The following is a 23826-nucleotide window of genomic DNA, read 5'->3' on the forward strand; positions in this document are numbered from 1 at the left end:
GAGGAGCATCAGTTCATCCCAATTATTTATGATCGGGCAGACCTTGTCAATGCTTAAGCCGTTCGATTGAAAACGGCTGCAATGCCGCGCAGCAGCTATACTTGGAGATAGTAAGTACCAAGCGATTCAGTCGTTTCCGCCTATTGGAATCTGAATTATAATAGAGAAGGACAACGGAGGAAAACGCTTACAACCTTTCGGCAAAAAAAAGATCCATAGGAGGCGGAAAATATGGCAGCATCGAATCAAGTCGCATTTCGTCAATTGGGGCGTTCCGGCGCGCGGGTATCCACGCTCTGCTTGGGCGCAATGAACTTCGGCAACCGGACGGAGGAGAAGGACTCGATTGAAATCGTTCATCGTTTTCTGGATGCGGGCCTTAATTTTATCGACACGGCCAACGTTTATTCGCGAGGCGTATCCGAGAGCCATGTCGGCAAAGCGATCAAGGACCGCCGCGACAAGGTGTTTCTGGCAACCAAGGTGCACGGCAGGATGGGCGACGGGCCGAACGACCAGGGGAACAGCCGCGTCCATATCGTGAAGCAGGTGGATGAAAGCCTGAAGCGGCTGCAAACCGATTACATCGATTTATACTGGATTCATCGTCCCGATGCGAATACCCCGATCGACGAAACGCTGCGCACGCTCGACTATTTGGTCAATCAGGGGAAGGTGCGCTATATCGGCCTCTCCACGTTCCCGGCCTGGCAGACGATGGAGGCGATCGCGGTCAGCGAGCGGATGAACCTGGAACGGTTCGTCGCGGAGCAGCCGCCGTACAACCTGTTCGACCGCAGCATCGAGGAGGAAGTCGTTCCGGTCTGCCAGAAGTACGGCCTTGGCATTATGCCGTGGGGTCCGCTTGCCGAAGGCTGGCTGACAGGCGCTTACCGCAAAAACAAGCCGTTCCCTGCGGACACGCGCATCGGCCGCAAAAATCTCGATCCGAACGCCGGCTATATCGTCGAACGCCTGAATGCGATCGAGGCGCTCATGCCGATCGCGGAGGAGAAAGGCGCCACGCTCAGCCAGCTGGCGCTGGCCTGGATGATTCAGCAGCCCGGCGTCACGTCTCCGATCATTGGGCCGCGAACGATGCAGCAGCTGGAGGATAATCTCGGCGCGCTGAACGTCGAGCTGAATTCGGACGATCTGAAGCGTATCGATGACGTGCTCCCTCCGAAAACCCGCCTCGGCGGCAAGCGCCACTGGGAGTAGGAGTCGGAAGGCGCATGAGGGCTCCCATAAAACCTCTTCCCGGGTGGAAATCCGCCCGGGAAGAGGTTTTTTCATGAATCGCGGCGAACACGCGTGCTTTCCCCCAGGACGATCTTCGTCGACAGCCGAATGACCTCGAAGGGCTTGTCCGGACGCCGGATCCGGTACATCAGCTGCTCCGCCGCCCGCAGTCCCAGCTGGAACTCGTCGTTGGATACCGTTGTCAGCGAAACGTCGAGCAACTCCGTTTCTTTAATGCGGTCGAAGCCGGACACGGCCAAATCCCCGGGCACATTCAAACGGTTTTCCTTGGCAAAGCGGATGGCGTGAATCGCGGTAATATCGTTGGCGCAGACGAGTGCGGTGGGAAACCGCTCAAGCGCGCCGAGCGCCTCGGCAACCCCTTCGAAAGACTGGTATTTGGACGCGTGATGACCCGTGATGCAGTAAGCGGGAACGAGCGGAACCTGTCGTTCGTACATCGCTCTGGAAAACCCCTTCCACCGCTCGAACATGCTGCGGGACGTAATATCCCCCATAAACGCGATGTCTCGATGTCCCGAATCGATCAGATGGCAGACAATCCGGTACACGCTTTCCTCGCTCTCCATCAGCACCAGGTCCGTCTGCAGCTCGGTCAGCGGAAAGGCGGCGTGCATATCGATAAACACCTTCGGGATCGGCAGGGCCGTCAGCTTTTCGGCGTACGTCTTGTCCAGATTTCCCGCCACGATAAATCCGTCGATCGGGCCGCCGATCATGGGAGGCAGGACGAGCGACCGGATATCCTCGTTATTGATGAATGAAATCTTCATCTCGCAGCCGTTCCCGCGAAGCGACTCCTCGACGCCGCGCATCAAATTCATCCAATACCCCGCATTGACGGACATTTTGGTCAGAAAGGCGATGCTTCTCGTGCCGCGGACGGCGGCAGCCGGCTTGTCGGCGGCCGGAATCGATTTCTTGTAGCCCATTGCGACGGCTTGCTCGACGACCTTTCTCCGGGTCTCCTCCGAAACGCTCGGGTGATTGTTCAGCGCCTTTGACACCGTATTTCTCGAGATGCCCAGCCGACTGGAGATGTCGTGGGTCGTCACTTTTTTGCTCACCGGTTTCCCAATCCCTTATTTGTCATTTAATAGTTCTATTTTAAATGCTGACCTTTGAATGTCAAATTCGTCATCAAATTTGTAATATTCGTAATGTGACAAAATGTCGAAAAATGCAATGCATAATGTTACAAATTTGATGCAGGAAACAGCAGAAAATCCCGATCGACAGCCGGTTAAAATGACAGCCGTTAAAATTATATATTTACAACAGGCGGAAGCGGACTTATAATCGAGGCAAACAGATTGATGTGCATTTTTCCAAAATGTAAGATTACATACTCGGAATTTTGTAATATCAATCGTTTTTTTGTTTGATTTGGTAAGCGCTTTATTTTCCAAAGATGAGGAGGGTGAAACATGAAGAAACGAGTTCTGCTTTACCTGTCGTTTATCATGATGCTCGGCATCGCTGCCTGCTCGGGTTCGGGCGGCGGCAATGGAACCGGCGGTTCCGGCGCGGCTCCCGAAACGGGCGGAAACGATGCGGGCGGTTCGCAAGCCGATTCATCTCCGATCGACGTCACCATGACGTTGGCGGCGGGCCCGAAAACGCCGGACTCCTGGCTCGAGAAGGAGCTGGAGAAGCATCTGTCGGACAAATTGAAGCGTCCGGTGCAGATCGACAGCATCATGCTTCCGGGGTTTGACCAGATCAAGACGAAAATCAACCTGATTATGAGCGATCCGAAAACGATGCCGGACGTGATCTGGTACTTGGGCGACATGAACAAGGAGTACAGCACATGGTCGCAGTCGGGAATCATTCATGACCTTACGCCCTATTTGCAGCAGTACGGACAAAATATTATCAGCTATTACAACAAGGATAATCTGTTCTACTCCTGGGACAAAAGCGGCAAAATGTTCCGGGTTCCGGCTGACATCGGCGAGCCCGGGACGATGACGACCATTTTGCGCAAGGATTGGATGGATAAGCTCGGGCTCAAGGTGCCGACCACGGTGCCGGAATTTATCGACGTGCTGCGGGCGTTCACGAACGACGACCCGGACGGCAACGGCAAGAAGGACACGTACGGCTTCTCCGGGCCGGCGGAATGGCGCAGCTTCGCGCCGATCCTGTACGCCTACAAATCGAATCCCGACTATTTTATGGTTCAGGACGACGGCACCGTCAAATACGGCGCGATTCTCCCGCAGACCAAGGAAGCGCTGCGAGTGCTGCAGGGCATGTACAAGGAAGGGCTGATCGACCCGCGCATGCTGCTTGTCGGGCAGACGGACGGCTCGAAGTTCGACGATATTATGCAGCAGGGCAAAATCGGCGCCACTTACCGCTGGAACGCGTACTTTTCGCCGGATAACAACGTCATCGCCGGCCTGAAGGCGACCGATCCGAAAGCCGAAATCATGTCGATCGAGGCGATCAAGGGCCCCGACGGCTTCAGCTCGGATTATCCGGAACAGGTCGGGGGCTGGGCTTACCTGTCCATTACGAAAAAAGCGGAGAAGCCGGCGGACGTCATGCAGGTGCTGAACGAAATCGCGTCGCCGGAATCTTACCGGCTCATCCGCTTCGGCAAAGAAGGCGAGCAGTATAAGGTCGAGAACGGCAAGTTCAAATCGCTGATCGATCCCGAGGAATCGGCGAAGCTCGGTCTTGGAAACTTCGATTGGTACGTGGGCCGCAAGGATGCGCTGACGTTCACGTATCCGCCGGAGGTGAAGGATTTGTGGGCGCGCAGGGAGAAGACGTCCGACCCGATGCGCAAGCTTCGCGTCGAATTCAAATCGCTCGACCGGCCGGCATGGACGGAATATTCGCCCGATATCATCAAGCTCCGGGACGAGACGTTTTACGGCATCATTTCGGGCCAGCGCAGCATCGACGATTTCGACAAATTCGTCGATCAGTATTATAAAATCGGCGGCAAACAGGTGGAGGAAGAAGCGAACAAGCTGTATGCGGCGCAGAAGGAAGAATACGCGGCTTACAGCGACTGGTACGACAAAAATATCGTTCCTTACAAAGCCCAGTGATCCGCCGCCGGCTCCCGCCCCTCCGGCGGGCGGGAGCCGGCTTCCGTTCGGCCGTCACCCGGGCCATCTTCCCGAAGGATTGGAGTGTGGATGATGAAGGTCAAGGATCTGGAGTTGAAGGCTGCATCCCGGCCGGTCGGTAAGGCCGCTTCCGGCAGGCTGCGGTGGCTCGTCCGCGATCTGAAGCGCGATAAAGCCTTGTACCTGCTGCTGCTTCCCGGTCTGCTGCTCATTCTCGTCTTTAAATATATTCCGATGTACGGTCTGGTTATCGCGTTTAAGGAGTACAACATTTTTTCCGGCGTCGGGGCGAGCCCCTGGGTCGGTCTGCTGCAGTTCGAGCGTCTGTTCCGGACGCCGGACTTTACGAAAATATTCGCCAATACGTTCATCATCAGCTTCTTGAAGCTGGCGTTCGGTTTTCCTGCTGCGATCGTCCTTTCCCTGCTGCTGAACGAGCTGCGGAATATGGCCTTCAAGCGGTTCACGCAGACGATCGTCTACCTGCCGCATTTTATCTCGTGGGTCATTTTCGCGGGGATCATTACGATTTTTCTGAACCCGGTGGACGGCGTCGTGAACTTCGTGCTGAAGGCTTTCGGCGGGCAGCCGATCAACTTCCTGACTGAGCCTTCGTACTTCCGGCCGATGCTGGTCGTCACGGACATTTATAAGGAAATCGGGTGGGGGACGATCATTTATTTGGCGGCGATGTCCGGCGTGGATCCGCACCTGTACGAGGCGGCGATCATGGACGGCGCGAACCGGTTCAAGCAAATGTGGCACATTACGCTGCCGTCGATCCGTCCGGTCATCATTATTTTGTTCATTCTGAGCCTGGGCAATATTCTCGAAGCCGGTTTTATGCAAATTTTTCTGCTGTACAACCCGCTCGTGTACGACGTCGCCGACGTCATCGACACGTACGTGTACCGCAAGGGCATTCTGGAGTCGAATTACAGCCTCGGCGCGGCGGCGGGCATTTTTAAATCCGTCATCGCGCTCGCGCTCATCGTGCTGACGAACAAGATCGTGAAAAAAACCGGCAACGACGGCCTGTGGTAAGGAGGGACCGGGATGATCAAAAATACGCCGGGCGAAAAAATTTTTATTGCGGTCAATTATGTGTTCATGATTTTTGTTATGATGATGATGTTGTACCCGTTCTGGTATTTGTTCATGTATTCCATCAGCGATCCGAAGCTGTCGGCAACGGGCGGCCTGTTTCTGAAGCCGAGCGGCTTCTCCCTGGCCTCCTATTCGCTGGTGTTCAACAACGTCTCGTTCCTGTCGGGGTTTCGCGTTTCGTTCATCGTGACGATTGCCGGGACGCTGATGGCCGTCTTTTTCACGGCGACGACCGCCTATGCGATTTCGAAAAAAAGGCTGCGGGGAGGAACGTTTTTCACCTTCATCTTCCTGTTCACGATGCTGTTCAACGGCGGAATCGTACCGAGCTACCTGCTCGTGAAGGATCTGCACCTGCTCGATTCGCTGTGGGCGCTCATCCTGCCGAACATGCTCGGCGCGTGGAACATTCTCGTCATGCGGACGTTTTTCGCGGGCATCCCGGAGGAGCTGGAGGAGGCGGCCAAGATCGACGGCGCATCGACGCTGCGCATCTTTTTCAGCATCATTTTGCCGCTGTCGAAAGCGGTGCTCGCCACCATCGGGCTGTTCGTCGCGGTCTTTTATTGGAATGATTTCTTCTCCACGATTTTATATATAACCGACAAGAACAAATGGGCGCTCCAGGCCGTGCTGCGGGACATCGTCAACAATGCCTCCTCGGCGATGCAGAGCCAGGGCGTGTCCATCGGCTACCAGCAGACCGTGTCCGAAAATACGGTGAAAATGGCTTCAATCGTCGTCGCAACCCTTCCCATCCTGATCGTGTACCCGTTCATCCAGAAATATTTTGCGAAAGGCGCCATGATCGGGTCGGTCAAAGGATGAGGAAGCCGCCCGTCATCGGGCGGTACGGCTGCGTTCGGCAACAGCATATCATTTTAACGTTTTGGAGGTAGGACGAATGGAAAAGGTTCGTTTTCTGATGATTGGCGTCGGCGGCATGGGAAGGCAGCACATTCGCAAGCTTCTGGAGGTGCCCGAAGCGGAAATCGCCGCCCTGGCGGATCCCTCGGACGCCGCCGTGGAGCGGGTCAAGACGGACTTCCCGCAGCTTGCGGACGTCGCCGTCTATAAGGATTACAAGGAAGCGATCGCCGAAGCCGGCGCGGACGCCGCCGTCATCGTTTCACCGCACAGCATGCATTTCGAGCAGGGGATGGCGTGCCTGGACGGCGATCTCCATGTCCTGATGGAGAAGCCGTTCGTCGCCGGTTCAGAGAATGCGGCGCGCATCATCGCCCGTGCGGAGGAGAAGAAGCGGCATCTGGCCGTCGCGTACCAGAGGCACCTGATGGGGCCGTACATGTATATCCATGACTTGATCGCGAAAGGCGAGCTTGGCAATATCAATTATATTTGCGCGTATCAGGCGCAGCGCTGGCTGATCGGCGCCAAAGGCACCTGGCGGCAAAATCTGGCGCTGTCGTGCGGCGGCCAGCTGAACGATTCCGGCAGCCATTTACTAGACGTCGTGCTGTGGTTGAGCGGGCTGGAGCCTGAAAGCGTTTCCGCTTTTATTGACAATCGCGGCACGGAGGTCGATATCGACTCCGCCGTGACCGTCCGCTTCCAGGGCGGCGCCATCGCTACGTTCAATGTGGTCGGCAGCGCCAGCATCGGCTGGCATGAAGACGTCTCGATTCACGGCGATAAAGGATCGATTCTGTACCGCAACAATAAAATTCTCGTGGCGAGGGAAGGCGAGCGGGGGCTGACGGAGGTGCCGGAGGAAGAGCTGCCGGCATCGAGCGATCCGGACCGCAACTTTGTCGATCTTGTGCTCGGCCGGATCGGCGAAGCGGCCGCACCTTCGAGCTGCGGCCTGCGAATCGCCCGCTTGACGGAGGCGGCATGGAAAAGCGCGGCCGAAGGCAGCCGCGTCATTCCGCTGACGCACGAATAGGCTTGCGCAAAGCCTTAGACCGTGAACGAGATCGGAGGGACGGACATGATCAAAGGATTGACCCGGGCCGGACTCGGCTGGACAGGGAGCGATGAAGAGCTGATCCGCAAGGCGGCGGAATACGGCTTCGGCGCGGTCGATACCGACGCGAAAGCGCTGATCGGCGCTTTGGGCGCCGAAGGGGCTTCCGGTCTGCTGGCGGAGACCGGCGTTGCGATCGGCGCGATCAACCTGCCGGTGGAATGGCGCAGGACGGACGCCGATTTCCGGCAGGGGCTGCCTGCCCTCGCCGAATCGGCGGCTGCGGCCGCCTCGCTTGGCTGTACGCGCTGCATCACGTGGATCATGCCTTCCACGGATTTGCCGGCCGCCCCGCTGATGGCGCAGGCGGTATACCGGTTCCGCGTATGCGCGGAAATACTCGGCGCGTACGGGCTGCGGCTGGGGCTCGAATTCGTCGGCCCGCATCATGCCCGCACGGCGAGGAAAAATCCGTTTATTTGGACCGCCGAGGAAACGCTCGAGCTGATCGCCGCGATCGGGCTGCCGAACGTCGGCATGCTGATCGACAGCTATCACTGCCATACGACCGGCTTCGGTCCGGAACGGCTCGAACGTCTGAGCGGGGAACAAATCGTGCACGTCCACATTAACGACGCCAGGGATTTACCCGTCGAAGAACTGAGGGACAACGACCGGCTTTATATCGGCGAGGGCGTGATCGACCTGAAGGGGTTCCTGCAGGCGTTGAAAAAAACCGGCTACGACGGTCCCGTCGCGCAGGAGGTGCTGACGCCGCAGCCGCCTTCGGATTCTACGGACGAGCTGCTGAAGCGAACGAAGGCCGGGTTCGACCGGCTGTTTGCGGAATTATAACGCGATAAAAGGCGATACATTCAGACCTGATCGGGCGATCAGGTCTTTTTGTCTGTCTTGGGCCTGCCGGCGAAGCGTCAGGCCGTTTGCCACAGGTTGGAAATCGATGGGCAGCCTTGTATAATGATGAATTAGGCGATTCATTATTGGAAATGGTTGCGGCCTTCATCGGAGCAGCATAGCGCTATCATAGGAGGAATTAAATCATGGAACCAAAAGCCAAGAGCCGGCCTGTTCTGACGGAAGGGCCGATCGCCAAGACGCTCTTCCTGTTTTCCCTGCCCATCCTGTTCGGAAACGTGCTGCAGTCGCTTAACGGATCGATCAACTCGATCTGGGTCGGCCAATTTTTGGGGGAAACCGCGCTTGCCGCGACATCGAACGCGAATATCATCATGTTCTTCCTGCTCAGCCTGATCTTCGGCATCTCGATGGCGGCCGTCATTCTCGTCGGGCAAAATTTAGGCGCGCAGAAGGTCGAAGAAGCCAAACGCGTCGTCGGCACGAGCGTCGTGTTCTTCGCCATCACGTCCGTGATCGTCGGCGCGGCCGGCGTTATTTTCTCCCCGCATATTCTGGATTTGCTGAATACGCCGCCCGACGCGAAGCCGTTTGCCGTCACGTATACGCAAATTATTTTTGCCGGTATTCCGTTCATGTTCGGCTACAACCTGGTTATGGCCGTCCTGCGCGGCTCGGGCGACGCCAAGACGCCGTTTTATTTCCTGCTGTTTTCGGCGGGGCTGGACGTGCTGCTGAATCCGCTGCTCATTACGGGCTTCGGGCCGTTTCCGAAGCTCGGCATCGGCGGGTCGGCCACGGCGACGTTTTTCGCGCAGTTCGTCAGCTTCTTCGCACTGCTCGTCTACTTGTATATGAAAAAATATTTTCTTCGCATCACAAAACAGGATCTTCACCTGCTTCGGCTCAATTGGCCGCTCGTCGGCATTCTGATCCGCAAAGGACTGCCTATGGGGCTCAACATGGTCGTCGTCTCGGTCAGCAACCTGGTGCTGATCCATATTGTGAACGCTTTCGGCTCCGAATCGACCGCGGCCTTCGGAGTGGCGAACCAAATTTCCAGCTACGTGCAGATGCCGGCCATGGCCGTCGGCGGGGCGGTGACATCGATCGCGGCGCAAAACATCGGGGCGGGAAAATGGGACCGGGTCAGCCGCGTCACCTGGACGGGAGTCGGCTTCAATATTTTGCTGACGGGGCTGCTTGTCCTCCTCCTGCACCTGTTCAACCGCGAGGCGCTCGGCCTGTTTCTGCCGATTCACGGCATGGCGATCGAGCTTGGCATCCACATTAACAATATCACGCTTTGGTCGTTTATTATTTTCGGCATCTTCAACGTGGTGGCGGGCGTCGTCCGTTCGTCCGGGGCGGTCATCGTGCCGCTCATCGTATCGTTCATCGCGCTGCTCGTCATCCGCATCCCGCTTGCCTCGTATTTCGGCAGCCGTTTCGGGTTCGATATGATCTGGTGGAGCTTCCCGATCAGCTTTGCCATCGCCGCCGCGCTGAACGTGCTTTATTATTTGTACGGCGGCTGGCGCAAAACGCGCATGATGGAAGCGATGAACCGGGCTTAAACGGTGCGATGGTAATAATCCGCAATCAGCCGGTCCATGACGCGGCTTGTCCTGGCGCCTGAAACGCCGGTGCTGGGACATTCTCCGCGGCCGAGCAGCTGATCGACGATCGTTTGAATAAGCGGCTGCTGAATATGCTCCGGATGATCGATCCGAAATTCCCGGACACCCTGCTGCGTTTCGACTACGACCGGCCGGTTATCGAACGTGCTGAACGTTATTTTTCCTTCCGTGCCGACGATTTCGTTCCGGTCCGCATGGGTGTACGACGAGAAGCACCACGTTCCCGTCCCGTATATGCCCGACTCGAACTGAAAGGCTCCCGTCACGATATCCTCCGCTTTATAGCATCCGCCTTGATTGGCCGCGAAGCCCCGTGCTTCGGCGATCGGCCCCAGCAGCTCGTCGAGCAGGTCCAGCGTGTGGCTCGCGACGTCCAGAAAGAGGCCGCCGCCTGAAATGTCCGGCTGTACCCGCCAGGAGTCCGCCGCTGCCGGCCTTCCCAGCTGGACGGTCGTGACGAAACGGACGTCGCCGATCACTCCGCCTTCAAGCAGCTCTTTCACTTTGCGGAAACGCGGCAGCGCCCGCCGGTAGTACGCGACAAACAGCGGTACGCCGGCTTGCCGGCACGCTTCGATCATGTCCTCGCATTCGGCGGCGTTCATCGCCATCGGCTTTTCCACGTAAACGGGTTTGCCCGCCCGTGCCGCCATCAGCGTATATTCCTTATGAAAAGCCGGGGGAGTGGCGATATAAACGGCATCCACACCGGGATCGTCGATCAGGTGCTGCGCGTCGCTGTACCAATTCGGGACGCCGTGCCTCCTGGCATAGTCTTCGGCGAGTGCCGCGTTTCGGCGCATGACGGCTGCCAAACGGGAGCCGTTTGCTTTCCGGAATCCCGGGCCGCTCTTCACCTCCGTTACATCGCCGCAGCCGATTATGCCCCATCTTACCGTTTGCATGTGATCCATCCTTTCGCGTTCGGTTGCTCGACCGATTTTCTCTACTATAACGATTCCCGCTGTATCCTTCAATCCGGTTTTCCGCTAGACTGAACCTAATCCGCAACGATTTTTTCCAAAGAGAGGAGAAGGGCCGGCATGCATCTTGGGACGGACCCTCTTGGACAGCTTCGGTTTCGGCTGAGCGGCAGCTGCGGCAAAGCGCGGTGCGAGCCGGGCTGGGATTGGCGCGCGCCTGCGCTCGCCGACTACGATTTGTGGTACGTGGTGTCGGGCAGAGGCACGATGCTGGCCGGCGGCCGGCGCTTCGGCCTGGCCAAAGGCAGCTGCTTTCTTCTCAGGCCCGGAGACAAGCCGATCGCGGAACAGGATCCGGCCGATCGCCTGACCGTCATGTATATTCATTTTGAAGCGCTGCAGGACGGCCGGCTTTATAAGGAGCGTCTTCCGATCGCGCGTTATACCGAGGTGGACGAGCCGGTCTGGTTCGAAAGCCTGCTGAACCGGATGCTGGTCTGCAGCGAGCTGGCCGACGATTTGGCGGCGGGGGAGTTCGACGGCCTGCTTCGGCTCGCCCTCTTCGCGCTTATGCGGCAGCAGGCCCAGTACGGGGAGACCGGCGACCTTTCGGCCAAACAGCGCCGGACGGTAGCGAAGGTGTGCGCGGCGATCCGCGGCAGCGCGGCCGGAAATATGACCGTTGCCGATGCCGCCGAGCTGTCCGGCCTGTCGGCCGAATATTTGAGCCGGCTGTTCAAGAACGTGACCGGGGGTTCGCTTCAAGCTTATCTGACCAAAACAAGAATGGAACGGGCGATGCTCCTGTTGACGGAAACGTCCATGAACGTCTCGCAAATCGCCGATGCGCTGGGGTATGCAAACGTCTTTGGATTCAGCCGCCAGTTCAAGCGTTATTTCGGCGAACCGCCTTCGCACTGCCAATTCCGGAGCGTCGCCGCCCGTCCTCACGGCCGCGCCCGGCGGGATGAGCCCGTATCGGGAAAAGGATAAAAATTGTGTTCCTTCGGTCATGTTCCGCCGCCCCTCCGAAATGGTACGATATCGGCAAAAGGAGGGATTGCCGGATGAATACCGAGCAGCCGGACCGGACGCTGTATGCGTACCGGACGGCCGAAGAGGCGGAACTGGCGGAAACGGTCGCCCGCACGCTTTACCGGTACGACCGTGTGGAGGACGAACGCATTGCTTCTCTGCGGGAGCTGACGGAAGCGCATGTGAAACGCTTTTGGGAGCGCGGCTATCTCGTTATCGAGCAGGCGCTGTCGGATGATGAGGTCGAAAGCGCGATCGAAGCGGTCATGGACATTATTCACGGCCGCTCGGCAGGCTCCCGCATCCAGTTTGTCCGGCCGGAGCACGAGCTTGGCAGCGATTGGGAACGCGAGCTGGCCGTCCGCAAACTGAGCGAATTTATCGATCACGAGCCGCGGCTGGCGGCAGTCGCCGCCAAGGAATCGATTCTGTCGGCGATGGGCAGGCTCTTCGGCGAACCGGTCAAAATCGTGCAGGATCAGGCCATTCTGAAGCCGCCGTCCGGCGGAGCGGAGAAGCCGTGGCACCAGGACATGGCCTACGGCAACCTGGCTTACGACCGTCCGGTCATCGGCGCCTGGTTCGCACTCGACGAAGCCGGGCTGGACAACGGGTGCATGCATGTCATTCCTTATTCTCACCGTGACGGAGCCGTTCCGCATTATGCTGTCCGGGACTGGCAGCTGTGCGATACGGCGGTTCGCCTCGAACGCGACGTGGCCGTTCCGCTAAAGCCGGGCGGCGTGCTGTTGTTTTCGGGGCTGCTGCATCACGGGACGCCGCCGAACTTTACCGATAAACGGCGGAGATCGGTTCAAATCCATTACGCGCCGCAGTCGGCGGAAAAGCTTAAGCCCGGCGAATACAAGCGCATGTTCACCAACGCCATGTCCCGCGCGGAATGCTGAAAGCGGATGATATCCCCGATTTTCCCGGCTTCTGGAAGCTTGGCAAACGCCCGCTCCTGTGCGATTATAAATTTATATCCAATTGGGAAGGGGAATGACGGGTGAAAATACGGTGTGCCGTGCTTGACGATTATCAGCAGGTCGCTTTGACGATGGCGGATTGGTCCGCCGTAGCGGACCGCGTTGAAGTGAACGTGTTTCACGAACATTTCGATGACGAGGATGCGCTTGTCGCCGCAATCGAAGATTGCGAGATCGTCGTTATTATGCGGGAAAGAACTCCATTCCGCAGTCCGCTGCTGAAGCGGCTGCCCAATTTGAAGCTGCTCATTACGACGGGCATGCGAAACGCGTCAGTCGACGTGGCTGCAGCGGCGGAGCGGGGCGTCGCCGTATGCGGCACGGGCGGGGGAGGAAACGGCACGGCCGAGCTGACCTGGGCGCTTATTCTCGGCTTGGCGAGAAAGCTCGTTCCGGAGAATGAAGCGCTGCGTACCGGCGGGAAGTGGCAGAGCACGGTTGGCGTCGATTTGATCGGCAAACGGCTCGGGCTGATCGGGCTCGGCAACATCGGAAGCAGCGTTGCCCGGGTCGGGCAGGCGTTCGGCATGGAGGTTGCGGCGTGGAGCCCCAATCTGACCGCTGAGCGGGCTGCAGCCGTTGGCGTGACGCTGGCGGGCTCGAAGGAAGAGCTGCTGGAGAGCAGCGATTTCGTCTCGATTCATATCGTGCTGAGCGAACGGACGCGCGGACTGCTCGGCGCAAAGGAGCTCGGCTTCATGCGGCCGACCTCTTTTCTCATCAATACGTCACGCGGGCCGATCGTCGACCGGGACGCGCTGCTGGATGTGCTTCGGAACGGTAAGATCGCCGGAGCGGGGCTCGACGTGTACGAGACGGAGCCTCTGCCGGCGGAAGACCCGCTCCGTTCGCTGCCGAATGTGCTGGCAACGCCCCATATCGGGTACGTGACGGAAGCGGCGTACCGCGGATTCTACCGCGATATCGTCCGGGACATTGAAGCTTATTTGGACGGCGCTCCCATCAACCTGCTCCGGTAACCGGTTCGATTTACAGGATGAGGAGAAGCTGGCCCGTGCATATGCCCAAATCGAAGGGCGCACGCACCAACACCTGAATGTCGAGCGCGAGAAATAGGTGCCGCTCTTCAACGTTCGGCCGCAACAACGAAGCAGGCTGCCATCGGGCGGCCTGCTTTATGCATGGCGGCAAAACGCAATGTTAGCGGCGGCCTGCCGAACGCGAGTCTTCCAACCGATTGTGAAATCGCAAGAAAACTCCAGAAAAAGTAATTTTGTTCTAGCGGCACATCCCCTCGTGCGAGTATAATTAATGCTTGCAGCGGCGGTGCGGAACTTATTTCTGCGGTACCTTCGACGCTCGACGATAGAGAGAGAATAACCGGATAGGAGAACTGATTGACGATGCAAAAACGAACTTCTCATTTACGCTTTGCGCTTCTTCTCGGCGCATTTTCCGCGCTCGGTCCGCTGACGATCGATATGTACCTGCCTTCGTTTCCGCAAATTACGGAAGCGTTCGGCACGAAAGCTTCGCTCGTGCAGCTCAGCCTGACCGCCTGCCTGCTGGGTCTCGCCTGCGGACAAATTATAATGGGCGCGTTGAGCGACGTGCACGGAAGACGGAGGCCGCTCATTATTGCGCTTGTCTTCTATTTGACCGCGTCGTTCTGCTGTGCGGTCGCGCCGAATATCGGGTTGTTTATTGCCGCGCGGTTTATACAGGGATTTGCCGCCGCAGCCGGCATCGTCATCTCCCGCGCCATTGTCCGGGATGTGTTCAGCGGCCACGAACTGACCCGATTTTTCTCGCTGCTGATGCTGGTCAACAACGCGGTGCCGCTGCTTGCTCCCGTTGCCGGCGGGGGAATCATCTCGTTTACGACGTGGGTCGGCGTGTTTATCGTGCTGGGTGTCGTCGGCGTGCTGCTGGCCATGCTGGCAACGTGGGGACTGACCGAATCGCTGCCGGCGGAGAAGCGGACGCCGAGCAACCTCGGTCAGCTGCTGCGCAATTTCGGCTCGCTGCTGCGCGATCGTCAATTTACCGGGTATGCGCTGGCGCAGGGGCTCATGATCGGAGGCGTTTTCGCCTACGTATCGGGCACGCCGTTCATTTATCAGAACATATACGGCGTTTCGCCTCAGCTGTTCTCCATCCTGTTCGGGACGAACGGCATCAGCCTCATCATCGGCTCGCAGCTCGTCGGGCGTCTGGTTCATATCGTTACCGAACGCCGTTTTGTCATCATCGGTCTCACACTGGCCGGTCTGTCGAGCGGCGGCGTTCTGATCTGGGTTTCGTTCAAGGGACCGCTCGCGGGGCTGGTTGCGCTGCTGTTTCTGTTCGTTTCTTCCATCGGCATCACGGCAACGTCGTCGTTCTCGCTGGCGATGGAGTCCCAGAGCCATATTGCGGGAAGCGCGTCCGCCCTCCTCGGCGTCATTCCTTTTATACTGGGCGCCATCGTATCGCCGCTCGTCGGGATTGCGGGGGAAGATACGGCCGTGCCGATGGGCGTCATCATCTTTATGACGAGCTCGCTTGCGCTGCTGGCGTATTTCGGATTGGTGAGAAAAAGAACGAAGCGGGAGCGGAAGGAAGAAATAACGGTCATGTCCTGAACCGGCGTACACACAATAAACCCCGTAACGGAAACGCCGTTACGGGGTTTTTCAGCCGCCCGGGCGAACCTTCGCCAGCTGCGGCATTATCGGAAGAACAGGAACCAAATGACGACTATCCAGAACGGGGTCACGATCAGCGCGCCGTTAAACAATCCGAATCGAAAATTTCGTTCCTCCTGCTTCAGCGCGTCGGTTTCCGTTTCGGGCTTTTCGGCTTCGAAAGCGGGATGCAGCCTGGCGCTTGCCGGCAAACCGGTTTCGAGGCCGGATTTTCGCTGGATGATTTTCATGAAAGCATCCCTTCTTTCCTGTTGTCTTCATCGAAAATAGAACTTTTGCTATGGAGTATGGTCTGATTATTTAGTCGCTGTTTTATATATCGGCAATACTTTGGTAGGAGTTTATACCCTATTTCTATATTTCTGAAGACATAGAAGGCAGCTTTGTGACCTAGTTGTGATACGATAATATTCAAGGTAGAAGCAAAGCAGTCCAATCACCGAACGGGAAGGAATGAAACGGAAGATGAAGATGAACCGGATTGGCCGTTCCGACTTGATTGCCGGAGAGATCGGGCTGGGCTGCATGTCGCTTGGCACGGACGAACGCAAAGCCGTCTCCATGATTCACCGCGCCCTCGAGCTGGGAGTCAATTTTCTGGATACGGCGGATTTGTACGACGGCGGACGCAATGAGGAGCTGGTCGGCAAAGCGATTGAAGGACGCCGGGACCGCGTCATCGTTGCGACCAAGGTCGGCAACCGCCGCATTCCGGGTCGGGAAGGCTGGGTGTGGGATCCGTCGAAAGCGTATATTTTATCAGCCGTCAAGGATAGCTTGCGAAGGCTCAGAACAGATTACATCGACCTGTACCAGCTTCACGGCGGAACGATTGACGACCCGATCGACGACACGATCGAAGCGTTCGAGCAGCTGAAAAATGAAGGGCTGATTCGGTATTACGGCATATCCTCCATACGGCCCAACGTGATCCGCGAATATATCCGCCGTTCGTCGATCGTCAGCGTCATGAACCAATTCAACATCGTCGACCGCCGCGCGGAAGAAGAGGTGCTGCCGGCGCTGAAGGAAAACGGCATCAGCGTCATTGCCCGGGGTCCCGTGGCGAGCGGGCTGCTATCGGATACCAAACGCGCGGAGAAAGGCTATTTGAATTACAGCCTGGACGAAATCAATCGGCTCCGGGAAAAGCTCGGCGAGCTCACGGGCGGCAGCCGGAGCATGGCACAGCTGGCGATCCGCTATTCGTTATCCGATCCCGCCGCAGCGGTCGTCATTCCGGGCGCGAGCTCGCTGCAGCAGCTGGAGCACAATGCCGCCGCCGCCAATCTCGAGCCGCTGAGCGCGGACGAAATCGATTGGATTCGTACGATCAGCAAGGCGAATCGTTATGAGAATCATCGATAAGACAGTCGCAGTGGAGGGAGCTTTCCATGTCAAACCGTGAAATAGAGGCGATTTCCGATGCCCGAATCGCGCCATGGCTTGTCGTGGACGATGCGGAGAAAGCGGCCGGCTTCTACGCGGCCGCATTCGGGACGCGCGAGAAATACCGTCTTGCGGGCGAAGACGGCAGGCCGATAATCGTTCATTTAGCCGTCGGCGAAGCGGATTTCTGGATCCAGGACGAACCCGGAGCCGGCTCCGGGTCCCCCGGACAAGCTGCGGTCCGGATGATTCTGACCGTCCGGGATCCGGATGCCGTATTCGAACGCGCCCTGGCTGCCGGAGCAGTCGAAATCGTTCCCATCAGTGAAGGACACGGCTGGCGTATCGGCCGCATCGCCGACCCGTTCGGCCACCACTGGGAAATCGGAAGGCCGCTCGAAGCCTGATTGTCCGCCGATAGTCTAGCGCCTTGACCGCAGCTGCGCGTTCCGCAGCGGTCAGGCCCGGCGCCGCGTGTCTTGGCCTTATCGCCTCGGGAAGGACGCCGGTATTTTTTGTAGCAAACATGTTGATGAAGCCGCGATGATCGCGGCTTTTTTCCATTCCGTTTTTTCCCCGGCCAATTCTTTAGACTTTGTTTAGATTTGATTTAGAGCGGCGTTACACCTGGCGGGTAAGATGAAATCCATAAGGCTCCGGCAAATCGGCCGAGGAGGCGAGGCGGGGAACGGCAATAAGGCGGCCGGAAGCCGAATTCGATTTACTTGGGAGGTAAAACATGAGAAAAAAATGGCTGGCGGCGGGAGCCGGCATCGGCGTCGGCGCCGTGATGCTGTTTGCAAGCGGGTTCTCCGCAATGGCGGATACGTCCGGATCGGATGCGTACAAATCGGCGCTGCTTCAAACGAAAGCGGAAACGAGTCTGACCGCGGATGCGGACCTGACCATTACGGATAACGGAACGAAGCTGCTGTCGGGCACGGCGAATATCAAGCTGAACCGCGAATCGCAGTCGGCCAGCTTAGCCGCGGAAATCGGGAGCGGCACGCAGACGCATGCGTTCCAGGTTTATCGCCAGGACGGAAAAACAGTCTTTAAAAGCGGAGACAGCGACGTGTACCGGATCATGCAGTCTAACGAGCCGGATTGGCAGCACGGGGGCGGAGATCATCCCGCTCAGCCGCCTAAGGCTGTGGAGCAGCTGTTCGACACCTTGACCGGCAATGTCCGCCAGCTGGCCACGGTCGAAACGGAGGCGGATGGGAGCAAAATCGCTTCCCTGCATCTGACGGAAAGCCAAATTCCCGCTGTGGTCAATGCAATCGGATCGCTGGCGGCATCCGGAGCATCCGGGGGCAAATGGCATCATGCCGAAGGCAAAAGCGGCGGCGGCGGTCCTTTCGGTCCAGCGGAGTTCGACATGAATCTGCCGAAGCTGACGGACGAAATCCGGGTGGACTCGATCAATCTGGACGCCAAAATCACCCCGGATAACCTGCTGGATGAACAAACCGCCGAAATCGGCATCAGCGGGAAGGACGATTCCGGTACCCTTCACGATCTGGTCGTCCGGCTGCATGTGGATTTCTCCGGCTATAACCAGACAAACCCGGAGCGGATCGATTTGACCGGCAAGCCTACGGAAACGATTCAAAATAAAGGTCCCGGACGCGGCGGCTGGCATCATTAAGGTACGTCCGCCGGGCGGCGGTATTATGCGGCCCGGCGGCCCGTTTTTTCCAATACGAACGGAAGGGAGCGGTCCAGTTGAGCGTCATACTGGAAATAAACCGGATGACCAAATTATATAAAAAGGGCAGGGGGGTCCGGGACGTCAGCTTCGAGATCGCAGAAGGGGAGGTTTTCGGATTTGTCGGGCCCAACGGCGCCGGCAAAACGACCCTGTTAAAGATCGCTACCGGATTGCTCCGACCGGATCAGGGAATTGTACGCATCGGCGGGTACGATCTGGCGGAGCATTTCGAGCGGGCGATGGCGCTTACCGGCTGCATCATCGAATCGGCGGAAGCTTACGAATACATGAGCGCTTACGATAATTTGAAGCTTGCGGCGCGTTATTATCCCGATCTGCCGAAAACACGGATCGATCAGGCGCTGGAAGAAGCCGGACTTTCCCGGTACAAGAAAGAGCGGGTAAGCGGCTTTTCGCTCGGCATGAAGCAGCGGCTGGCGCTGGCTTCGGCGCTGCTGTCCCATCCGCGGCTCGTCATTTTGGATGAACCGACCAACGGTCTGGACGTCGAAGGTATGGCGGACGTCCGGAATACGATCGCCCGGCTGGCCCGCGACCGCGGCATCGCGTTTCTCGTTTCCAGTCATCAGATTCATGACCTGGGCATGATCGCCGGCCGGATCGGCATCCTGAACAACGGCAGTCTGGTCAAGCTTGCCCGTCCGGAGGAGTGGCTGTCCGAAGGCAAAACGCCTGAGCAGTTTGTGCTGCCGTATGTTCAAACCGCAAAGGGAGCGGATGTTTATGCATAGCGGATACGCAAGCCTGCGAAATGAGATCGAGAAAATAGGGAGGCGCAAAAGCGCGAAAGGCTTTCTGCTGCTGACGCTGATCATTCCGGCCGTTGCGGCGCTGCTGCTCGCCATGCTGAAAAACAATACGGGCATGATCTGGGGGCTCGGAAGCAATCTGCCGCTCATCATGCTGCGCTTGTTCACGGCCGGCCTGATCCCGCTCTTTCTGTTCATGGCCGCAGCGGATGCGTTTCCCGGCGAAGTCGCCGCGCGTACGTTAAAGCTTGCGCTTGTACGGCCGGTATCCCGGGCGAAAGTATTCGCATCGAAGGTTTTGGCGATGGGGGCTTATATTGCCCTCTACCTGGCGGTACTTTGGCTGTCGTCCTCCATATCCGGCTGGCTTTTAGCCGGAAGCGGAATGACGGGCAGTTTGACGGACGGCCTGAAGGCTTACGCGGTTTCTTTCGTCCCGATGATGGTCACCGGCGTTATGGCGGCCTTCATCGCGCAATGGTTGAACAACAGCTCCGGTGCCGTTACGGTCGCGATTATCCTGTATGCCGCGGCCAAGCTGCTGCCGTTCGTTTTCCCGGCATTTTCGGTATGGTCCGTTTTCTCGTACACGAACTGGTACGTGCTGTGGCTCGGGGGCGGCGCAGCTGCCGGCAAATTGCTGAATTCGTTCGCGCTGCTGCTGTCGTACGGGATCATGGCCTACTCGGCGGGGCTGCTGCTGTTCGAACGAAAACAGCTGTAGCCGTGTAAGTAGAAAGAAAAGGGGAGGATGAAGCGTATCATGAAAACCGCAAAAGAACCCATTGGAGTAAAACGCCGGCGTCCGGCAGCATCCGAACGGGAGCCTGGCGAGCAAGGAAATGTGCGGATCCGGATTTTTCGGCAGATTTATGCGTTCGCGGCGGCCGCTTATCTGGTGTGCATCATCCTTCAAGTATTTTTCGCGGGGCTCGGCATTTTCGTCGATTCCGGCGAGCTGCAGCTGCACCGGGCGTTCGCAAACGATTTCGAATTCGGCTCTGCACTGATGTTTCTGCTGTCGTTTCCCGGTCAAATCCGTGGCGGCTTGCGATGGTGGCCGCTCGCATTGCTCGCGCTTACGTCGCTGCAGCATATCACAATCCAGTTGGCTGCAGGGATTCTGCCGGCGTTCCATACGGTTGATGCCCTGCTGTTGTTTGCAATCGCGATGCATACGGCAAAGCGTTCTTGGCGGTGGCTGCTGCCTCGGCGTAGCATGGCTTAGAGGAACATCGGCTCGGAATACGATTTGCCGGCGGCTGCCGTCGCTTGCGGAAAAACGGCTCTTCCCCGAGGAGTCGTTTTTAGCTTTTGGCGGAATGGCAGTACCGTCTGCGGGACTCCTGAAAGACAGGCAGTGCGTTTATCGGGGGCATTATTTTCAACAAAATTCCGCTTGTCATACGAATATATGTTCGGTAAAATAAAAACAAACGTTCGCAGGCGGAGGGGTTTCAATGTCACTTGAACAGCATGTCGGCAGCATCTTGAGAATCGTGTACATGGACCGAAACAACCGTTTTACGAAACGAACGATTCACGTTTTATCGATTGCCGACGGCCGGGTCAGGGCGTATTGTCTGACTTCCAAAGGGCACCGGGTGTTCCGGATCGACCATATTTTGGCGTTCGAAGCGGTTAAACGTCTTTATACCGGCTGATTTCCGACTTTTTGATTTTGTTAACAAGGGAAATTGCAGATGTCGACGAATCATTACTAAAAGAATGAAATTCCAAATTCTGTTGTATCGTCTCCGTTTATGAACAAGGGGGGAATCGATATCATTCACAATTTATATGAAACCCATCTTGAGGTGAAGAACCTTGCGGCTTCCGTTGAATTTTACAAAAAATTGGGACTCCATACGTGGAAGACCGCGGCGGCCGTCTATTTTCACGATCCCGACGAGAATGAGCTTGAGCTGATCGCATGGCTGCCGGATGAACCGCAAGAACCCGGGACGGTGCCGTATTTAAGCGAATGGAACGAGAGATTCCGGAATAAACCGTTAACAGAATGATGGGAGGGAAAACGATGATGAAATTGACATTTGATCAGCGAAAACAGCTCATTGAAAACGGTTACGTGGTGGTTCCCGGCGTCGTTTCGGACCTGCTCGTCCGTCGTGCCGTAAAGGCGATCAACCATGCGCTCGGCAAAAGTGCCCATGACGCCCAGCATGAAACGAATTACGTGCGGGAGCTCGGCCGCCGGGCGGAAATCACGGATTTGTTCAACGAGACATCGGCTAGTGCGCTCCTCGATTCGCTCGTGGGCGAAGGGAATTACAATCCGATCGTCAGCGCCCAGGTCGCGCTGCGATTTCCCGATTATCAGGATCCGCCGAACCCGTATGCCGGCGCTCATCTGGACGGCATGCTGAAGCTGAAGGACGGCATCGTGGAAAATTTCACGGCGCTGGTCGGCGTTCTGCTTAGCGATCAGCCGGAGCCGAACATGGGCAACTTTATCGTTTATCCCGGATCGCACCGGCTTTACCGGCACTATTTTGAGGAGCACGGCCCCTGCGTGCTGCTGACGGAAGAAGCGTTCCGGACGATGCACCGGTCGCCGAACGTCATGCTGCCGGAGCCGGTCCAAGTAACGGGACGCGCGGGAGACCTGGTCATCTGTCATTATCAGCTCATTCACGGCGGCGGCCCAAACGTTTCCTCGTCGATCCGGTATTCCTGCTATTACCGGGTCTATCACCGCGAAGTGACGCAGGATTGGGAAACGCCGCTGGTCGAGATGTGGAAGCATTGGCCGGGCTTGAAGGACGATTTGGAGCGGGAAGGGGCGGCGAACTAGGTGGACGAATTGGAGCTGGTGCTGGATGCCCGGGCGCTGCTTGCCGAAGGTCCGGGCTGGGACGCGGCGGAAGGCCGATTGTATTGGACCGATATATTGAAGGGAGAGGTACATGTTTTCGACCCGAGGACGGGAACCGATCACAGCTACCCGGCCGGTCAATATGTCGGTGCGGTCGTGCAGACCGGGAGCGGAGATCTCCTTCTGGCCGCTCATCACGGCTTTTACCGGTTCCGGCCGCAGACGCTGGAGCTTGAGCATTTGGCCGACCCGGAAGCCGGAGCGGAGACGAGGTTCAACGACGGAAAATGCGACGCGGCCGGCCGATTCTGGGCCGGCACCATGCATCTCCGGGAGGAGCAGCCGATCGGAGCGCTGTATTGTCTGGACACGGACGGCCGGCTCATGCAAAAAGCAGCCGGCATTACCTGCTCCAACGGCCTGACCTGGAGCCCGGATCATACCAAAATGTATTATATCGACTCGCCCACGAAACGCGTCGTGCAGTACGATTTTGATCTCGAAACGGGAGAAATCCGAAACGGCAGAAAGGTAATTACCATTCCGGAAGGGGAAGGGACCCCCGACGGCATGACGACCGACCTGGAAGGCATGCTGTGGGTAGCGCAGTGGGACGGCTGGTGCGTGTCGCGATGGAATCCGGAAACCGGGGAACGGCTTCGCCGGGTGAACGTACCGGCCGCACGAGTTACGTCATGCATTTTCGGCGGAAACGAAATGAACGAGCTTTATATCACGACTGCGCGCACGGGAATATCGGAGCAGGCGCTTCGGGATCAGACGCATGCGGGCGGAATTTTTCGGATCCGGACGGACGTTCCGGGCATGGCAACTTTTATTTATAATGGCTAGCAGGATGTTTGCTATACGAACCTATTCAGTGTTATTACAAACCGCGGGGGAATACGTTAATGAAGCCTATTCGAAATTCAGCTAAAGCCGTCATTATGGAGCGGGATCGGATCCTGTTGGCAGCGCCATGGTGAAATAGATAAGAGCGACGAAATCGTTCGTCCCCGGAAAGGCGGAACCGGCTATGTATGCCGTGGAATTGTTTTTTGATGCCCCGTTTGAAGCGTATGTGAGATCGGTTTGGAAAACGCTGAGCGACCGGAATATCAGCACCGAAATGCAGGATATATGCGGCGTCCGGCCTCATCTGACGATGGCGGTTTACGACGATATTCCGCGGCTGGATACGTTTTTCGAACGTTTCTCCGCATGGACTGAGAGCTCCCCTGCCATTCATCTGAAGTTTGACGTCCTCGCTTTTTTTCCGGCCTCGGGAACGTTATTTCTGGGTCCGACCGTAACGGACAGCCTGATCCGATGGCATCGCCAATATCATGCTGAATTTGACGAGCTGCTTCCGAATCCGCATTCGTTTTACGTTCCGAATCAGTGGGTACCGCATTGTACGCTGGCGATTCGGCTGACGCCGGATCAAGCCGCCGAAGCGATGGCTTTCTGTTATCCGGATTTTAGACCGCTCCAAACCCGGGTTATTGAAGCGGGAGTGGTGAAGCTCGGTTACGACTCGAATCATAGATGTACAAGCAGCTCTACGATTCATTTCGGCCGGGTAGGCGATGAATGCCGCTAACAAACAACATCCCCGAG

The 23826-nt window shown here is 57.4% G+C and carries 25 protein-coding genes; 22 read left to right on the forward strand and 3 right to left on the reverse strand.

Annotated elements, in window-relative coordinates; all coding sequences use genetic code 11:
- Positions 1 to 231: 231 nt before the first annotated feature.
- Positions 232 to 1221: an aldo/keto reductase gene (locus PD282_RS11765; protein ID WP_274650866.1), complete on the forward strand. Its 990-nt coding sequence runs from the start codon at positions 232 to 234 to the stop codon at positions 1219 to 1221.
- 71 nt (positions 1222 to 1292) lie between these two features.
- On the opposite strand, the gene PD282_RS11770 is transcribed toward PD282_RS11765, so the two are convergent.
- Positions 1293 to 2330: a LacI family DNA-binding transcriptional regulator gene (locus PD282_RS11770; RefSeq protein ID WP_274650867.1), complete on the reverse strand. Its 1038-nt coding sequence runs from the start codon at positions 2328 to 2330 to the stop codon at positions 1293 to 1295.
- A gap of 360 nt (positions 2331 to 2690) precedes the next feature.
- Here PD282_RS11770 and PD282_RS11775 point away from each other — a divergent pair, with 360 nt between their 5' ends.
- From PD282_RS11775 to PD282_RS11800, 6 genes are all read left to right on the forward strand, one after another.
- The gene (locus PD282_RS11775; protein ID WP_274650868.1) at positions 2691 to 4331 is read left to right on the forward strand and encodes a type 2 periplasmic-binding domain-containing protein; all 1641 of its coding nucleotides are present in this window, start codon (positions 2691 to 2693) and stop codon (positions 4329 to 4331) included.
- Between the two features lie 90 nt (positions 4332 to 4421).
- Complete coding sequence (locus PD282_RS11780) at positions 4422 to 5396, forward strand: ABC transporter permease (protein ID WP_274650869.1); 975 nt, start codon at positions 4422 to 4424, stop codon at positions 5394 to 5396.
- 12 nt (positions 5397 to 5408) lie between these two features.
- Positions 5409 to 6287: a carbohydrate ABC transporter permease gene (locus tag PD282_RS11785; RefSeq protein WP_274650870.1), complete on the forward strand. Its 879-nt coding sequence runs from the start codon at positions 5409 to 5411 to the stop codon at positions 6285 to 6287.
- Positions 6288 to 6363: 76 nt separating this feature from the next.
- Complete coding sequence (locus PD282_RS11790) at positions 6364 to 7365, forward strand: Gfo/Idh/MocA family protein (protein ID WP_274650871.1); 1002 nt, start codon at positions 6364 to 6366, stop codon at positions 7363 to 7365.
- A 45-nt stretch (positions 7366 to 7410) separates the two neighbouring features.
- Positions 7411 to 8241: a sugar phosphate isomerase/epimerase family protein gene (locus PD282_RS11795; protein ID WP_274650872.1), complete on the forward strand. Its 831-nt coding sequence runs from the start codon at positions 7411 to 7413 to the stop codon at positions 8239 to 8241.
- Positions 8242 to 8444: 203 nt separating this feature from the next.
- Positions 8445 to 9839 carry an MATE family efflux transporter gene (locus tag PD282_RS11800; RefSeq protein WP_420832355.1) on the forward strand — a complete coding sequence of 465 codons (1395 nt, stop codon included), beginning with the start codon at positions 8445 to 8447 and terminating at the stop codon, positions 9837 to 9839.
- Here the strand turns inward: PD282_RS11800 and PD282_RS11805 are convergent.
- Positions 9836 to 10807, reverse strand: coding sequence for a Gfo/Idh/MocA family protein (locus tag PD282_RS11805; protein ID WP_274650874.1), 972 nt, complete (start codon positions 10805 to 10807; stop codon positions 9836 to 9838). The two genes, PD282_RS11800 and PD282_RS11805, sit on opposite strands and share 4 nt — an antisense overlap.
- Positions 10808 to 10945: 138 nt before the next feature.
- On the opposite strand from PD282_RS11805, the gene PD282_RS11810 reads away from it, so the two are divergent.
- The 4 genes from PD282_RS11810 to PD282_RS11825 all read left to right on the forward strand — a co-directional run bounded on the left by PD282_RS11810 (position 10946) and on the right by PD282_RS11825 (position 15434).
- The gene (locus tag PD282_RS11810; protein WP_274650875.1) at positions 10946 to 11818 is read left to right on the forward strand and encodes a helix-turn-helix transcriptional regulator; all 873 of its coding nucleotides are present in this window, start codon (positions 10946 to 10948) and stop codon (positions 11816 to 11818) included.
- Positions 11819 to 11892: 74 nt separating this feature from the next.
- The gene (locus PD282_RS11815) at positions 11893 to 12768 is read left to right on the forward strand and encodes a phytanoyl-CoA dioxygenase family protein (RefSeq protein WP_274650876.1); all 876 of its coding nucleotides are present in this window, start codon (positions 11893 to 11895) and stop codon (positions 12766 to 12768) included.
- Between the two features lie 101 nt (positions 12769 to 12869).
- Positions 12870 to 13829: a D-2-hydroxyacid dehydrogenase family protein gene (locus tag PD282_RS11820; RefSeq protein WP_274650877.1), complete on the forward strand. Its 960-nt coding sequence runs from the start codon at positions 12870 to 12872 to the stop codon at positions 13827 to 13829.
- 384 nt (positions 13830 to 14213) lie between these two features.
- Complete coding sequence (locus PD282_RS11825) at positions 14214 to 15434, forward strand: multidrug effflux MFS transporter (RefSeq protein WP_274650878.1); 1221 nt, start codon at positions 14214 to 14216, stop codon at positions 15432 to 15434.
- Positions 15435 to 15520: 86 nt separating this feature from the next.
- Here the strand turns inward: PD282_RS11825 and PD282_RS11830 are convergent, their stop codons facing one another.
- On the reverse strand, positions 15521 to 15727 hold the full coding sequence (locus tag PD282_RS11830; RefSeq protein WP_274650879.1) for a hypothetical protein: 207 nt from the start codon (positions 15725 to 15727) through the stop codon (positions 15521 to 15523).
- A gap of 235 nt (positions 15728 to 15962) precedes the next feature.
- On the opposite strand from PD282_RS11830, the gene PD282_RS11835 reads away from it, so the two are divergent.
- The 11 genes from PD282_RS11835 (at position 15963) to PD282_RS11885 (ending at position 23809) form a co-directional block, all read left to right on the forward strand.
- Positions 15963 to 16865, forward strand: coding sequence for an aldo/keto reductase (locus PD282_RS11835; protein WP_274650880.1), 903 nt, complete (start codon positions 15963 to 15965; stop codon positions 16863 to 16865).
- A 26-nt stretch (positions 16866 to 16891) separates the two neighbouring features.
- Positions 16892 to 17293, forward strand: a complete 402-nt coding sequence (locus tag PD282_RS11840; protein WP_274650881.1) for a VOC family protein — start codon at positions 16892 to 16894, stop codon at positions 17291 to 17293.
- Positions 17294 to 17625: 332 nt separating this feature from the next.
- Positions 17626 to 18537 carry a hypothetical protein gene (locus PD282_RS11845; protein WP_274650882.1) on the forward strand — a complete coding sequence of 304 codons (912 nt, stop codon included), beginning with the start codon at positions 17626 to 17628 and terminating at the stop codon, positions 18535 to 18537.
- Positions 18538 to 18614: 77 nt separating this feature from the next.
- Complete coding sequence (locus tag PD282_RS11850; protein WP_274650883.1) at positions 18615 to 19352, forward strand: ABC transporter ATP-binding protein; 738 nt, start codon at positions 18615 to 18617, stop codon at positions 19350 to 19352.
- Positions 19345 to 20094, forward strand: a complete 750-nt coding sequence (locus PD282_RS11855; protein ID WP_274650884.1) for an ABC transporter permease — start codon at positions 19345 to 19347, stop codon at positions 20092 to 20094. The genes PD282_RS11850 and PD282_RS11855 overlap by 8 nt, the downstream gene beginning before the upstream one ends.
- Before the next feature lie 39 nt (positions 20095 to 20133).
- A complete protein-coding gene (locus PD282_RS11860; protein WP_274650885.1) occupies positions 20134 to 20598 on the forward strand; it encodes a DUF6220 domain-containing protein in 465 nt (154 codons plus the stop codon).
- A 232-nt stretch (positions 20599 to 20830) separates the two neighbouring features.
- Positions 20831 to 21034 (forward strand): hypothetical protein, encoded by a 204-nt coding sequence (locus tag PD282_RS11865; protein WP_274650886.1) that lies wholly within the window; start codon positions 20831 to 20833, stop codon positions 21032 to 21034.
- Between the two features lie 99 nt (positions 21035 to 21133).
- Positions 21134 to 21394 (forward strand): hypothetical protein, encoded by a 261-nt coding sequence (locus PD282_RS11870; RefSeq protein ID WP_420832290.1) that lies wholly within the window; start codon positions 21134 to 21136, stop codon positions 21392 to 21394.
- A gap of 14 nt (positions 21395 to 21408) precedes the next feature.
- Complete coding sequence (locus tag PD282_RS11875; protein ID WP_274650887.1) at positions 21409 to 22185, forward strand: phytanoyl-CoA dioxygenase family protein; 777 nt, start codon at positions 21409 to 21411, stop codon at positions 22183 to 22185.
- The gene (locus tag PD282_RS11880; protein ID WP_274650888.1) at positions 22186 to 23058 is read left to right on the forward strand and encodes an SMP-30/gluconolactonase/LRE family protein; all 873 of its coding nucleotides are present in this window, start codon (positions 22186 to 22188) and stop codon (positions 23056 to 23058) included.
- A 184-nt stretch (positions 23059 to 23242) separates the two neighbouring features.
- Positions 23243 to 23809 (forward strand): 2'-5' RNA ligase family protein, encoded by a 567-nt coding sequence (locus PD282_RS11885; RefSeq protein WP_274650889.1) that lies wholly within the window; start codon positions 23243 to 23245, stop codon positions 23807 to 23809.
- Positions 23810 to 23826: the final 17 nt, after the last annotated feature.

Source organism: Paenibacillus humicola, from assembly GCF_028826105.1.
In the GTDB taxonomy this organism is placed as follows: domain Bacteria; phylum Bacillota; class Bacilli; order Paenibacillales; family Paenibacillaceae; genus Paenibacillus_Z; species Paenibacillus_Z humicola.

What these genes read in the sequence shown, in the direction of transcription:
- PD282_RS11765 (WP_274650866.1), top strand. Translation starts at nt 232, where the DNA reads ATGGCAGCATCGAATCAAGTCGCATTTCGTCAATTGGGGCGTTCCGGC.
- PD282_RS11775 (WP_274650868.1), top strand. Translation starts at nt 2,691, where the DNA reads ATGAAGAAACGAGTTCTGCTTTACCTGTCGTTTATCATGATGCTCGGC.
- PD282_RS11780 (WP_274650869.1), top strand. Translation starts at nt 4,422, where the DNA reads ATGATGAAGGTCAAGGATCTGGAGTTGAAGGCTGCATCCCGGCCGGTC.
- PD282_RS11785 (WP_274650870.1), top strand. Translation starts at nt 5,409, where the DNA reads ATGATCAAAAATACGCCGGGCGAAAAAATTTTTATTGCGGTCAATTAT.
- PD282_RS11790 (WP_274650871.1), top strand. Translation starts at nt 6,364, where the DNA reads ATGGAAAAGGTTCGTTTTCTGATGATTGGCGTCGGCGGCATGGGAAGG.
- PD282_RS11795 (WP_274650872.1), top strand. Translation starts at nt 7,411, where the DNA reads ATGATCAAAGGATTGACCCGGGCCGGACTCGGCTGGACAGGGAGCGAT.
- PD282_RS11805 (WP_274650874.1), bottom strand. Translation starts at nt 10,807, where the DNA reads ATGCAAACGGTAAGATGGGGCATAATCGGCTGCGGCGATGTAACGGAG.
- PD282_RS11810 (WP_274650875.1), top strand. Translation starts at nt 10,946, where the DNA reads ATGCATCTTGGGACGGACCCTCTTGGACAGCTTCGGTTTCGGCTGAGC.
- PD282_RS11815 (WP_274650876.1), top strand. Translation starts at nt 11,893, where the DNA reads ATGAATACCGAGCAGCCGGACCGGACGCTGTATGCGTACCGGACGGCC.
- PD282_RS11825 (WP_274650878.1), top strand. Translation starts at nt 14,214, where the DNA reads ATGCAAAAACGAACTTCTCATTTACGCTTTGCGCTTCTTCTCGGCGCA.
- PD282_RS11830 (WP_274650879.1), bottom strand. Translation starts at nt 15,727, where the DNA reads ATGAAAATCATCCAGCGAAAATCCGGCCTCGAAACCGGTTTGCCGGCA.
- PD282_RS11835 (WP_274650880.1), top strand. Translation starts at nt 15,963, where the DNA reads ATGAAGATGAACCGGATTGGCCGTTCCGACTTGATTGCCGGAGAGATC.
- PD282_RS11840 (WP_274650881.1), top strand. Translation starts at nt 16,892, where the DNA reads ATGTCAAACCGTGAAATAGAGGCGATTTCCGATGCCCGAATCGCGCCA.
- PD282_RS11845 (WP_274650882.1), top strand. Translation starts at nt 17,626, where the DNA reads ATGAGAAAAAAATGGCTGGCGGCGGGAGCCGGCATCGGCGTCGGCGCC.
- PD282_RS11855 (WP_274650884.1), top strand. Translation starts at nt 19,345, where the DNA reads ATGCATAGCGGATACGCAAGCCTGCGAAATGAGATCGAGAAAATAGGG.
- PD282_RS11860 (WP_274650885.1), top strand. Translation starts at nt 20,134, where the DNA reads ATGAAAACCGCAAAAGAACCCATTGGAGTAAAACGCCGGCGTCCGGCA.
- PD282_RS11865 (WP_274650886.1), top strand. Translation starts at nt 20,831, where the DNA reads ATGTCACTTGAACAGCATGTCGGCAGCATCTTGAGAATCGTGTACATG.
- PD282_RS11870 (WP_420832290.1), top strand. Translation starts at nt 21,134, where the DNA reads ATGAACAAGGGGGGAATCGATATCATTCACAATTTATATGAAACCCAT.
- PD282_RS11875 (WP_274650887.1), top strand. Translation starts at nt 21,409, where the DNA reads ATGATGAAATTGACATTTGATCAGCGAAAACAGCTCATTGAAAACGGT.
- PD282_RS11885 (WP_274650889.1), top strand. Translation starts at nt 23,243, where the DNA reads ATGTATGCCGTGGAATTGTTTTTTGATGCCCCGTTTGAAGCGTATGTG.